This is a genomic window from Amycolatopsis sp. NPDC088138 (assembly GCF_044741685.1).
Taxonomy (GTDB): domain Bacteria; phylum Actinomycetota; class Actinomycetes; order Mycobacteriales; family Pseudonocardiaceae; genus Amycolatopsis.
In genome coordinates this window covers 305738-317013 of the sequence record NZ_JBIUTB010000002.1, presented here as the reverse complement: position 1 = coordinate 317013, position 11276 = coordinate 305738, and the positions used below count along the sequence as shown (strand labels likewise).

The following is an 11276-nucleotide window of genomic DNA, read 5'->3' as shown; positions in this document are numbered from 1 at the left end:
GCATCACAGCGCATACCCTCTCACACCATCGCACCCGAAACGCAACACAGGTGCGGTGTCGGCGGGCGTAACGTCCATGACATGGACCACTGGCTGACCATCGAGGTCTTCGATGGCGAGTCCACGGCTACGTTGTGGCGCCTCGCCCGCGGTGACGCACTGACCGAAGCAGCATTGACGAACGGCGCCGAGCAGTGGGTGTGGCACGAACACCGCTGGGGCGTCGTACTGGAGATCGAATTCCGTTCCGACGAAAGCCGGGACGCGTTCCGGACGCTGCCGGTCGTGACGGCGGCGCTGGACGCGGTACCGGACCCGGCGCGCGGACTGCTCGTGTACCCGGGACGCGGCGGTGGCGCGGGGGCGCGTAAACCACGCAGGCCACGGCCGCTGCCGATGGCGGGCGCCGGAGCGGTTCCGGTGCCGATGGAGCAGGTGCGGATGGGGCTGGCGGAGCCGATGCCGCCGATGTTCAGCGAAGTCGGCTGACCGCCAGGGCGGCGTTTCCCGGAAGGGACACGCCGCCCTTTTCCCGCGCCCCGCTACGAAACCGGCGCGGGCTTCTTCGTCAACTGCGTCAGCAGTTTCGTGCACCAGTCGAGCAGTTCTTCGTCGCGCAACGTCGGCGCGCCGATCCGGCCGCCCGCGGGACCTTCCGTGGGCTTCGGGACGGACACCGTGTTCGTCACGGCCTTGAACATCGCCTTCGGGTACAGCCGCTTCAACCGCACCATCTGCGAGTCCTGCAACGGCAGCGGCGCGAACCGGACGGTGTTGCCCTGGACGGCCACCTCCGTCACGCCCGCCTCCCGGCACGTGTGCCGGAACCTCGCCACCGCCAGCAACCGGTTGACCGGTGCCGGCGGCTGGCCGTAGCGGTCGATCAGCTCCTCGCGCACCGCGTCCAGGCCCGCGGTGTCCGGCGCCGCCGCGATCTTGCGGTACGCCTCCAGGCGCAGCCGCTCGCCCGGCACGTAGTCGTGCGGGAGGTGGGCGTCGATCGGGAGGTCGACGCGGACGTCGGCCATCTCCTCGTCCTCCGCCGGCTCGGCGCCCGCGTGCCTCCGGAACGCGTCGACCGCTTCGCCGACCAGCCGCACGTACAGGTCGAAGCCGACACCCGCGATGTGGCCGGACTGCTCCGCGCCCAGGATGTTGCCGGCGCCGCGGATCTCCAGGTCCTTCATCGCGACCGCCATGCCCGCGCCCAGCTCGGTGTTCTGGGCGATCGTCGCGAGGCGGTCGTGGGCCGTCTCCGTCAGCGGCGCCTCCGGCGGGTACAGGAAGTACGCGTACCCGCGCTCGCGCCCGCGCCCGACGCGGCCGCGAAGCTGGTGCAGCTGCGCGAGACCCAGCAGGTCACCGCGTTCGACCAGCAGCGTGTTCGCGTTCGAGATGTCGAGGCCGGTCTCGACGATCGTGGTGCACACCAGGACGTCGTACTCGTTTTCCCAGAAGCCCTGGATGATCTTCTCGAGCTTGTCCTCGTTCATCTGCCCGTGCGCGGTGACGACCCGCGCCTCCGGCACCAGCTCCCGGATGTGGCGCGCGGCCTTCTCGATCGACGAAACGCGGTTGTGGACGTAGAAGACCTGGCCGTCACGCAGCAGCTCACGGCGGATCGCGGCACCGACCTGCTTGTCGTCGTACGAGCCGACGTAGGTCAGGATCGGGTGCCGGTCTTCCGGCGGCGTCAGGATCGTCGACATCTCGCGGATGCCGGCCAGCGACATCTCGAGCGTGCGCGGGATCGGCGTCGCGGACATCGTCAGGACGTCGACGTGCGTGCGCAGCGCCTTGATGTGTTCCTTGTGCTCGACACCGAAACGCTGCTCCTCGTCGACGATCACGAGACCCAGGTCCTTGTAGCGGATGCCTGTCTGCAGCAGGCGGTGCGTGCCGATGACGATGTCGATCTCGCCGCTGGCCAGCTGTTCCAGGGTCGCGTCGGTCTCGCTCTTGGCGGAGAACCGCGACAGGCCACGGATCTTCACCGGGAAGGAGTGCATGCGCTCGGTGAAGGTGTTGAGGTGCTGCTGGGCGAGCAGCGTGGTCGGGACGAGCACCGCGACCTGCTTGCCGTCCTGCACCGCCTTGAAGGCCGCGCGCACGGCGATCTCGGTCTTGCCGTACCCGACGTCGCCGCAGATCACGCGGTCCATCGGGACCCCGCGCTCCATGTCGCCCTTGACCTCGTCGATCGCGGCGAGCTGATCGTTGGTTTCGGTGAACGGGAAGGCGTCCTCGAGCTCCCCTTGCCACGGCGTGTCCGGGCCGAACGCGTGCCCGGGCGCGGCCTGGCGGGCGGCGTAGAGCTGCACCAGCTCCGCGGCGATCTCCTTGACCGCCTTCTTGGCCCGCGCCTTGGTGTTCTTCCAGTCGGAGCCGCCGAGCTTGTTCAACGTCGGCAGCTCACCGCCGACGTACTTGGACACCTCGTCGAGCTGGTCGGTCGGCACGAACAGGCGGTCACCGGGGTGCCCGCGCTTGGACGAGCCGTACTCCAGCAGCAGGTACTCGCGGGTCGCGCCGGCGACCGTGCGCTGCACCATCTCGACGAACCGGCCGATGCCGTGCTGCTCGTGCACGACGTAGTCGCCATTCTTGAGCGCCAGCGGGTCGACGGCGTTGCGCCGCCGGGACGGCATCTTGGTGGTGAGGTCCTTTGTGGACGTTCCGGCGCCGGCCCCGCGGCCGGTGAGGTCCGCCTCCGACAGCACGACGAGGGCGCGCTCCGGGGCGACGAACCCGTCGGTGAGGGCGCCGCAGGTGACCGTGACCGTGCCGGGCCGGAGCGGGCCGGTGACGCCGTCACCGGCCAGGATCGCCGGGACGTCGGCGCTCGAGAGCTGCTCGACCGCACGCGACGCGGTGCCGTGCCCGGCGACGACGAGCACCGCCGTGCCGCCGGCAGCGGTGTGCGCGCGCAGGTCCGTCATCGCGCGTTCGAGTTCGCCGCGGTACGACGGTGCGGACTCGACCGTGACGCGGTAGACGTCGGGGTCTTCGCTGGTCAGCTGGCTGAGCGTCCACCAGGTGCGCTTGGTGTCCCGCGCGTGGGTGGCGATGCCTTCGAGACCGCGGTAGGCGGACGCGCCGAGGTCGATCGGGGCCTGGCCGCCCGCCGCGGCCGTCGTCCAGGACGCTTCGAGGAACTCCTGGCCGGTGCGGACGAGGTCGGCGGCGCGGGCGCGGATCTTCTCCGGGTCGGTGAGCAGCACGTGGGTGCCGACCGGCATCGCGTCGGTGAGCAGCTCCAGCTCGCCTTCGCAGAGCACCGGGATGAGCGCCTCCATGCCTTCGACGGGGATGCCGTCGGCCAGCTTGGTGAGCATCTCGGCCAGGTGGGCGTCGGCTTCGTAGGTCTTCGCCAGCTCCGCGGCCTTCTCCCGGACCGGCTGGGTGAGCAGCAGCTCACGGCACGGCGGCGCGGTGACGCGCGGGATCTCGCCGGGCAGCGACCGCTGGTCGGAGACGGCGAACGCGCGGATCTCGCTGACCTCGTCGCCCCAGAACTCGACCCGGACCGGGTGCTGCGCGGTCGGGCCGAACAGGTCGAGGATGCCGCCGCGGACGGCGAACTCGCCGCGCTTCTCGACCATGTCGACGCGGGTGTAGGCCAGCTCGACCAGCCGTTCGAGCAGGGCGTCGAAGCTCTGCTCCTCGCCGACGACCAGGTCGACGGGCGCCAGCGAGCCCAGGCCGGGCGCCATCGGCTGGATCAGGCTCCGGACGGTGGCGACGACGACGCGCAGCTCGTCGTCGCCGGTCTTGAGCCGGTGGAGCACCTCCAGCCGCCGCCCGACGGTGTCGGCGCGGGGCGAGAGCCGCTCGTGGGGCAGCGTCTCCCAGGAGGGGAAGTCGGCGACCCGGCCCTTGCCGAGCAGGGCGCCCAGCGACGCGGTCAGCTCGTCGGCCTCGCGGCCGGTGGCGGTCACGGTGAGCACGGGTTTCCCGGCACCGTCGTCACTGGCGAGGGCGGCCGCGACGAGCTGGCGCGCGGCGATCGGCCCTTGGAGTTCGAGCAGCGGCGCGCCGGCGCGCTCGACCACTCCGCGCAGGGCCGGGTCGGGAAGGGTGGCGGTGAGGAGTCCGGACAGTGAAGCGTCGGTCACGGTCCCAGCCTACGTGCCACCCCCGACACATTTCCGGTCACCGCTGGGCGCGCAGGTGCTCCGCCAGCTCCGCGAGCCGCGGCAGCTGCTCGTCGAAGACCTTCGGCTCGGTGCTCGCGATGCGCAGCAGCACGTGCTCCGCCCCGGCGTACTCGCGCAGCTGTGCGGCCACCTCCGCGACCGTGCCCGTGACCTGCATCTGGATCCGCTGGACGAACTCCGGCGGCATGCCGTAGTTCCGCCGGCAGTACTCGTCCAGCAGCACCTTCCCGCGCTCGGCGTCGTCCTCGACCAGGACCGTCGCGAACAGCGCCGGCGTCACCGGGCGGGTCGCCGTCGACCGGATCGTGGCCAGCCCCGAGACGTAGTCCGCCGGGTCCGGCGGGTAGGGCAGCCAGCCGTCGTACAGCCGCCCGGCGCGCTCCAGGGCCGTCGGCGTGTGCGCCGCCAGCCACACCGGCGGGCCGCCCGGACGGGACGGCGCCGGGAAGACCGGCAGGGAGTCGTACTGCAGGACCGGCCCGTGGAACGACGACGCGCCGCCCCACGCGGCCCGCCACAGCGCGACGATGTCGTCCAGCCGCGCCCGGCGCCGCGCCCACGGGACACCCGCGAACGCGAACTCCGGTTCACTCCGCCCGGTGAACCCGGCGCCGACCGCCACGGTGAGCCGTCCGCCGCTGAGCAGGTCGATGCTCAGCAGCTGGTTCGCCGTGAGAACCGGGTTCCGCAGCGCCGGGAGCAGCGACGCCGTCCCGAGCGTGACGCGGGAGGTGCGCGCGGCGAACGCGCTCAGGATCGCCAGCGCGTCGATCGGGGCGCGGGCGAGCGTGTCGCCCACCCACACCGAGTCGAGGCCGAGCCGCTCGGCCTCGACGGCGGTCTCGACCAGCTCGGGCGCGGTCCGCCCGGCGTCGAGGATGGGCTGGTAGGTCGGTACGACCAGGCCGTAGTTCGTCATGCCGCCAGCCTCGCCGCGGCGGGGTATGCGCTCAATTCCTCGCGGGGAATGGCGCGGGCCGAGATGATGGGCGGGTGAACTTCGGAACGGCGCTCAAGGACTGGCGCGTACGGCGCCACATCAGCCAGCTCGACCTGGCCTTGCGGGCCGGGACGACGCAGCGGCACGTGAGCTTCATGGAGAGCGGGCGCTCGCTGCCCGGGCGCGCGATGGTGCTGCGCGTCGCCGAGTCCCTCGAACTGCCGCTGCGCGAACGCAACGGCCTGCTCTACGCCGCCGGTTTCGCACCGTCGTACCCCGAGACGAAGCTCGACGACCCGGCGATCAAGCCGGTCCTCGACGGCCTGCGGCGGCTGCTCGACGGCCACCGCCCCTACCCGGCCATCGTCGTCGACCGCTACGGCGTGCTGGTCGCGAGCAACGACGCGTTCGGCCTGCTCACCGAGGGCGTCGCGCCGGAGCTGCTGGAGGAGCCGGTGGACACGCTGCGGCTCGCGCTGCACCCGCAGGGCATGGCGCCGCGCGTGCGCAACCTGGACGACTGGGCGCGCCACATCCTCGAGCGCATCCGCAACGACCTGGCCCGCACCCCCGACGACCGGCTGGCCGCCCAGCTCGCCGAACTCGAGTCGTACCTGCCGCCGGCACCCCCGCCGGCCCCGGACCACCTGGGTTTCGCGGTGCCGGTCCGACTGTCCACTTCGGTCGGTGAGCTGCGGCTGATCACCGCGATCACGACGTTCGCGACCGCGGCGGACGTCACGGTGTCGGAGCTGAAGCTGGAGACCTTCCTGCCCGCGGACGCGGAAACCGCAGAAGCCCTGCTTCAGACGACCAATGCCGTCAAGTGACCCACCAGCAGTTCCGCGCCAGCCCACAGCACGGCCGCGCACACGCTGCCCGCCGCGAACCGCCGGTACGGCATCGCCGCCGACCCCGCCACCCGCGGCATGAGCGTGCGCACGCCGACCAGGCAGCGCCCGGCGATCACCGCCGGGACGCCGTGGCGTGCGACGGCCGATTCCGCGCGGTCCCAGCGGTCCTGGCCGACGCGGCGCGCCAACCGGCGTCCCCACCGCCGTCCTTCGAGGTACGCGAGCTGGTCCCCCAGCACGGCCGCCACCACGGCCACCGCGAACGCGAGTCCCAGGTGGAGCGTGCCGCGTTCGGCGAGGAAACCCATCAGCAGCAACGCCGACAGCGTCGGCAGCACGATTCCCGGCAGCAGCGCGGTTTCCGCCGTGATCAGCAGGCCGCAGACCAGGTAGACGACCGCCGCTGGCGCGTCAAGCAGAGGCCGCAGCAGGCTGTCCACGCCAGGTCCTCCCCACGCTCACCGGCAGCGCCGCGCGGTAGACGAACGCCGGCGGCAGGTTCCCCCAGACGACCGAAGTCCGCTCTACGACAGCGAAGCGGCTTCGCAGTGAAGCGGCGAAGCGTCGCGCGGGTGGTGTCCAGGCCGCGTGGGCGTACGCGAACGTCGTGAACCGGCCGTTCGCGGCGAGCGAAGCCGTGACCGCGTCGAGGATGCAACGTTGCCGGTCCGCGGTCATGGCGGTCCACGGCAGACCGGACACGACGACGTCGAACTGTTCGGGCGCAAGGTGTTCCGCCGAGCCCGTCACGACGTCGGCCCGCGGGAACCGGTCCCGCAGCGCGTCCGCGAAACGCGGGTTGATCTCTACGGCCGTGAAGCGCGCTTCGACGGGTAGCAGCGCGAGGACGGCTTCGGTGAAGACGCCGGTGCCCGGACCCAGCTCGGCGACGCGCGACGCGCGTTCCAGGCCGAGGCCGGCCGTCATCGTCACGGCGAGCCGTGGCGAGCTGGCCGCGATCGCGCCCGTCAGCATCGGGTGGCGAAGGAATTCGCTGGTGATCGACATGATCCCGACGCTAGGAACCGCCGGGGTGGCCGCGGATCCGCCGGTCCGGCCCACCTTGTCCTCCCGAAGGAGGACAAGGTCCGACCGGAGGAATGACGCCACCGGCCCGGCCGCCGCGTTACGTTCGGTCCGTGGAACGACTGGTGATGTGGGTGCGGAGGCACCGGTGGACGGTGGACCTGCCGCTGTACGCCGTGTTCGTCTCCCTGGCACCCAACTGGAACGGTGACGCGCCGTGGAGCACCCGCGCGATCCCGATGCTGTTCCTGCTGCCGCTGCTCGTGCGCCGCCGCTACCCGCGGATCGCCGCGGTGCTGATCATCGCCGGGGCGACCGTGGGGTACACGAACGAGATCTGGGCGTTCGACCGCGGCCGCGCCGAGCTGAGCATGGCCGTGGTGCTGTTCACCCTCGTGAAGCTGGGCGACCGGCGGTTCGGCGCGCTGATCGCCGCCTGCGTCGTCGCCCTCGACCTCCTGTGGGGCTTCTCCTGGGGCACCTACTCCGACAACCCGACCATCACGATCGTCGGGACCCTCCCGCTGCACATCGCCGCCTGGGCGCTCGGGGAGTTCTTCCACGCCAAGGAACAGCTCACCGCGGAAGAGGAGAAGCGCACCGACGCCCAGGCCCGCGCGGTCGCCGCCGAGGAACGCGCGCGGATCGCGCGGGAGCTGCACGACGTGCTGGCGCACAGCATGAGCGTGATCGTGCTGAACGCCGAGGGCGCGAAGCTGGCCCGTCATCGCGACCCCGCCGTCGTCGACCGCACGCTCGACACCATCGGCCGCACCGGCCGCGACGCGCTCGCCGAGCTGCGGCGGCTCCTCGACGTCCTGCACGCCGGCCAGGCCGCGCGCAGCCCGCAGCCGACGGTCGCGGAGCTGCGGCAGCTCGTCGGGCAGTCCGGGCGCGAGGTGACGCTCGACGTCACCGGCGACCCGGGCGGCCTGCCCGCGAGCGCCGCGCTGCAGGCGTACCGGATCGTCCAGGAGGCACTGACCAACATGATCAAGCACGCCCCGGCCGACGCGACCGGCCGCGTCGAAGTCGCCTTCGGGCCCCGCGAGACCCGGATCGAGGTGACGAACACCGGCGGTGAAGCGGCACCTTCGCCGGTGCTGCCGTCGTCCGGCCGGGGGCTGGAAGGGATGCGCCAGCGCGTCGAGATGTACCACGGCGAGCTGGCCACCGGGCCACTCCCCGGCGGCGGCTACCGGGTGTGCGCGAGCCTGGTGGTCGGGCCGTGAGCGTCCGGGTGCTGCTCTGCGACGACCAGGAGCTGGTGCGAGTCGGCTTGCGGATGATCGTCGAGAGCCAGGACGACCTCGCCGTCGTCGGCGAGGCCGCGAACGGCGCGGAAGCCGTCGAGAAGGCCCGGGAGCTGCGGCCGGACCTGGTCCTGATGGACGTCCGGATGCCGGTGCTCGACGGCGTCACGGCGACCGGGCGGATCTGCGCCGAGTTGCCGGACGTGCGGGTCCTGATCATCACGACGTTCGACCTCGACGAGTACGCCTACGCCGCGTTGCGCGCCGGGGCCAGCGGGTTCCTGGTGAAGGACGCGCCGTCGGAGGAGATGCTCGTCGCGGTCCGCGGGGTGCTGCGCGGTGACGCGATGGTCTCGCCCTCGGTCACGCGGCGGCTGCTCGACCGCTACCTCGACGACGACCGCGACCCGGTGGACGTGGCGAAGCTCGGCGTGCTGACCGAGCGCGAGAAGGACGTGCTGGGGCTGATCGCGCGCGGGCTGTCGAACGGCGAGATCGCGGCGAAGCTGTACATCGGCGAGACGACGGTGAAAACGCACGTCGGGCGGATCCTGGGCAAGCTGCGGCTGCGCGACCGGGTGCACGCGGTGGTGTTCGCCTACGAATCTGGCCTCGTCCGACCAGGGACCTAATACTCCCTATTTAACCCCTTGATAGGGAAGGTTAGAGTACTTTGCATGACGATATACAAGTCCGAAGCCGGCGCCCGGCTGCTGCGCGAGCGCTACCTCGACGTCCTGAAGGCGTGGCCCGTCCCCCACGAGCAGGTGCGGGTGCCGACCCCCGAGGGCGAGACGTTCGTGCTCGTCTCCGGCCCGGCCGGCGCCCCGGCCCTCGTGCTGCTGCACGGTTCCGGCAGCAACTCCGGCGAGTGGGCCCACCGGCTCCCGGAGCTGGCCGGGCGGTTCCGGGTGTACGCCGTCGACGTCATCGGCGAGCCGGGACTGAGCGCCGAGACGCGCCCGCCGCTCGGCACGGACCGGTACGCGACCTGGCTGGACGCCGTGCTCGACCACTTCGGGGTCGCGTCGGCGGCCTTCCTGACGTCGTCGCTCGGCAGCTGGCTCGCGCTCGACTACGCGACCCGGCGGCCCGGGCGCGTCACGGCGCTGGCGCTGCGGTCCCCGATCGGCCTAGGCCCGATGAAAAAGGGGTTCCTGGTCAAGGCCGTACTCCTGGCGATGCTGGGCGAATGGGGGCGCCGCAGGTCCGTGGCCGGCGTGCTCGGTGACGCGGGATCGTCGCCGGTCGTCGAGCACCAGCTGCTCGTGTCGGCGAACTACCGCTACCGCACCGGGCCGTTCCCGGCGTTCGACGACGCCGCGCTGGCCGGGCTGACCATGCCGGTGTACGCCGTCGCCGGCGCGGACGACGTCATGGTCGACTCCGCGACGACCAAGCGGCGGCTCGAGGCCGTCGCGCCGGACGCCGTCGTCGACCTCGTTCCCGGCACCGGGCACTACCTCCCGGGCGACGCGGACCTGGAGTTCCTCACGCGCGCCGCAGCGAACGGCGATTTCACCGCTTGATGGCAGGATGAGCCGTTATGCGGTGTGTGCTGGGTCTCATCGGTGTGGTGTCCCTGCTGGTCGCGGGCTGTTCGGGGGCGTCGAGCGCCCCGGTGCAGAGCGTCCCGCCACCCGCGTCCACACCCGCGGCGACCAGCGGGAAGTTCAAGGTCGAGACGGTCACCGAAGGCCTCGAGCACGGCTGGGACATCGGCTTCCTGCCCGACGGCGGTTACCTCGTGCCGCAGCGGCCCGGCAAGCTCGCGCTGGTCCGCGACGGCAAGGCCACCGACGTCAAGGCGGACTTCTCCGACGTCCTCGTGCAGGGTGAGGGCGGACTGCTCGGCATGGTGATCAGCCCGGACTTCACGACCAGCCGCGAGTTCATCACCTGCCAGGACCACCAGGAGGGCGGCAAGGCCGTCGACATCCGGCTGGTCACCTGGAGGCTGGCCGACGACGGCGCGAGCGCGGCGAAGGTCAAGAACCTGCTCACCGGGCTGCCGGTCAACCCGAGCGGCCGGCACTCCGGCTGCCGTCCGACGTTCGCGCCGGACGGCGCACTGCTGGTCGGCACCGGCGACACGGCGAAGTCGACCGTCTCGCAGGACCGTCACGCCTTGGGCGGCAAGGTGCTGCGGCTGGATGCGAAGACCGGGAAACCGTTGCCGGACAACCCGTTCATCACCTCATCGGATCCGCGTGAGCAGCTCATCTACACCTACGGGCACCGCAACCTGCAGGGCGTGGCGATCCGGCCGGGCAGCGGCCAGGTGATCACCGCGGAGCACGGCCCGACGTTCGACGACGAGGTCAACCTGCTGAAGCCGGGCGCGAACTACGGCTGGGACCCCTCGAAGGGCGGCACGGACTCGGACTACGACGAGAGCGTGCCGATGACCGACCTCAAGCGCTTCCCGGACGCGGTGAGTCCACTGTGGACGTCCGGCAAGATCACCGAGGCGATCAGCGGCGACGCGTTCCTGACCGGCGCCCAGTGGGGCCCGAACGACGGCGCGCTCGTCGTCGTCGCCCTCAAGGGACAGAAGCTGCTGCTGTTCCACCTGGACCCCGCGGGCAAGGTCCTCGACGTCTCCCTGCCGCCCGAGTTCGACGACAAGTTCGGCCGGTTGCGGGCGGTCCGCAGTGGCCCGGACGGCGCGCTGTACGTGACCACCTCGGACGGGACGAACGACAAGCTGCTGAAGGTCACGCCCGCCTGAGGCGTGCAAAAGACACACCCGGTCGGTGCCGGGAACACTGTCGTGCCGCGATGCGAGCGCGGAACATGGTGTGCACCAGGAGTTTTCGCCCGCCACCGACGAGTGTTGGACGCGGTCCGAAGAAAGCGTTCCCGCGGCAGCACCGCGCCGGTCCCCGGACGCCACCGCCGACCTGGCGTCCGGGGACCGGCTTCCAGCTATCTGCCGGGGTGAGCCCCGCCGTTGACGTGCACCACCTGCCCGGTGACGTGCCCGGCGGCGGAGCTCGCCAGAAACGTCACCACAGCGGTGACGCGAACGGTCACGTGCGCACGA

At 71.7% G+C, this 11276-nt stretch carries 10 protein-coding genes and 1 pseudogene; 6 read left to right on the top strand and 5 right to left on the bottom strand.

The window, feature by feature from the left end; all coding sequences use genetic code 11:
• Positions 1-81: 81 nt before the first annotated feature.
• Entirely contained in the window at positions 82-489 is a 408-nt protein-coding gene (locus tag ACIOD2_RS08975; protein WP_400536124.1) for a hypothetical protein, read from the top strand.
• Between the two features lie 53 nt (positions 490-542).
• Here the strand turns inward: ACIOD2_RS08975 and mfd are convergent, their stop codons facing one another.
• Together mfd and ACIOD2_RS08965 are read right to left on the bottom strand one after the other, a co-directional pair.
• Positions 543-4100 carry a transcription-repair coupling factor gene (gene mfd, locus ACIOD2_RS08970; RefSeq protein WP_400537963.1) on the bottom strand — a complete coding sequence of 1186 codons (3558 nt, stop codon included), beginning with the start codon at positions 4098-4100 and terminating at the stop codon, positions 543-545.
• Positions 4101-4152: 52 nt separating this feature from the next.
• Positions 4153-5076, bottom strand: a complete 924-nt coding sequence (locus ACIOD2_RS08965; RefSeq protein ID WP_400536121.1) for an LLM class flavin-dependent oxidoreductase — start codon at positions 5074-5076, stop codon at positions 4153-4155.
• A gap of 74 nt (positions 5077-5150) precedes the next feature.
• Here ACIOD2_RS08965 and ACIOD2_RS08960 point away from each other — a divergent pair, with 74 nt between their 5' ends.
• Entirely contained in the window at positions 5151-5927 is a 777-nt protein-coding gene (locus tag ACIOD2_RS08960; RefSeq protein WP_400536119.1) for a helix-turn-helix domain-containing protein, read from the top strand.
• On the opposite strand, the gene ACIOD2_RS08955 is transcribed toward ACIOD2_RS08960, so the two are convergent.
• Both ACIOD2_RS08955 and ACIOD2_RS08950 read right to left on the bottom strand, forming a co-directional pair.
• The gene (locus tag ACIOD2_RS08955) at positions 5903-6391 is read right to left on the bottom strand and encodes a DedA family protein (protein ID WP_400536117.1); all 489 of its coding nucleotides are present in this window, start codon (positions 6389-6391) and stop codon (positions 5903-5905) included. The genes ACIOD2_RS08960 and ACIOD2_RS08955 overlap by 25 nt on opposite strands.
• Positions 6363-6959 (bottom strand): class I SAM-dependent methyltransferase, encoded by a 597-nt coding sequence (locus tag ACIOD2_RS08950; protein WP_400536115.1) that lies wholly within the window; start codon positions 6957-6959, stop codon positions 6363-6365. The genes ACIOD2_RS08955 and ACIOD2_RS08950 overlap by 29 nt, the downstream gene beginning before the upstream one ends.
• 146 nt (positions 6960-7105) lie before the next feature.
• Here ACIOD2_RS08950 and ACIOD2_RS08945 point away from each other — a divergent pair, with 146 nt between their 5' ends.
• Genes ACIOD2_RS08945 through ACIOD2_RS08930 form a run of 4 tightly spaced genes read left to right on the top strand, consistent with a single transcriptional unit; the run spans position 7106 to position 10961 of the window.
• Positions 7106-8209, top strand: coding sequence for a sensor histidine kinase (locus tag ACIOD2_RS08945; protein ID WP_400537961.1), 1104 nt, complete (start codon positions 7106-7108; stop codon positions 8207-8209).
• A complete protein-coding gene (locus ACIOD2_RS08940) occupies positions 8206-8862 on the top strand; it encodes a response regulator (RefSeq protein ID WP_400536113.1) in 657 nt (218 codons plus the stop codon). Before ACIOD2_RS08945 ends, ACIOD2_RS08940 begins: the two co-directional genes overlap by 4 nt.
• A gap of 45 nt (positions 8863-8907) precedes the next feature.
• Complete coding sequence (locus ACIOD2_RS08935; protein ID WP_400536111.1) at positions 8908-9759, top strand: alpha/beta fold hydrolase; 852 nt, start codon at positions 8908-8910, stop codon at positions 9757-9759.
• Between the two features lie 17 nt (positions 9760-9776).
• Positions 9777-10961: a PQQ-dependent sugar dehydrogenase gene (locus ACIOD2_RS08930; protein ID WP_400536108.1), complete on the top strand. Its 1185-nt coding sequence runs from the start codon at positions 9777-9779 to the stop codon at positions 10959-10961.
• Positions 10962-11158: 197 nt separating this feature from the next.
• Here ACIOD2_RS08930 and ACIOD2_RS08925 read toward each other — a convergent pair.
• Positions 11159-11276 (bottom strand): annotated as a pseudogene (locus ACIOD2_RS08925) (3-oxoacyl-ACP reductase); the annotation flags it as partial.

Excerpts from the sequence above, each read along its gene's own strand:
- ACIOD2_RS08975 (WP_400536124.1), top strand. The coding sequence starts at position 82 with ATGGACCACTGGCTGACCATCGAGGTCTTCGATGGCGAGTCCACGGCT.
- ACIOD2_RS08965 (WP_400536121.1), bottom strand. The coding sequence starts at position 5,076 with ATGACGAACTACGGCCTGGTCGTACCGACCTACCAGCCCATCCTCGAC.
- ACIOD2_RS08950 (WP_400536115.1), bottom strand. The coding sequence starts at position 6,959 with ATGTCGATCACCAGCGAATTCCTTCGCCACCCGATGCTGACGGGCGCG.
- ACIOD2_RS08945 (WP_400537961.1), top strand. The coding sequence starts at position 7,106 with ATGTGGGTGCGGAGGCACCGGTGGACGGTGGACCTGCCGCTGTACGCC.
- ACIOD2_RS08935 (WP_400536111.1), top strand. The coding sequence starts at position 8,908 with ATGACGATATACAAGTCCGAAGCCGGCGCCCGGCTGCTGCGCGAGCGC.
- ACIOD2_RS08930 (WP_400536108.1), top strand. The coding sequence starts at position 9,777 with ATGCGGTGTGTGCTGGGTCTCATCGGTGTGGTGTCCCTGCTGGTCGCG.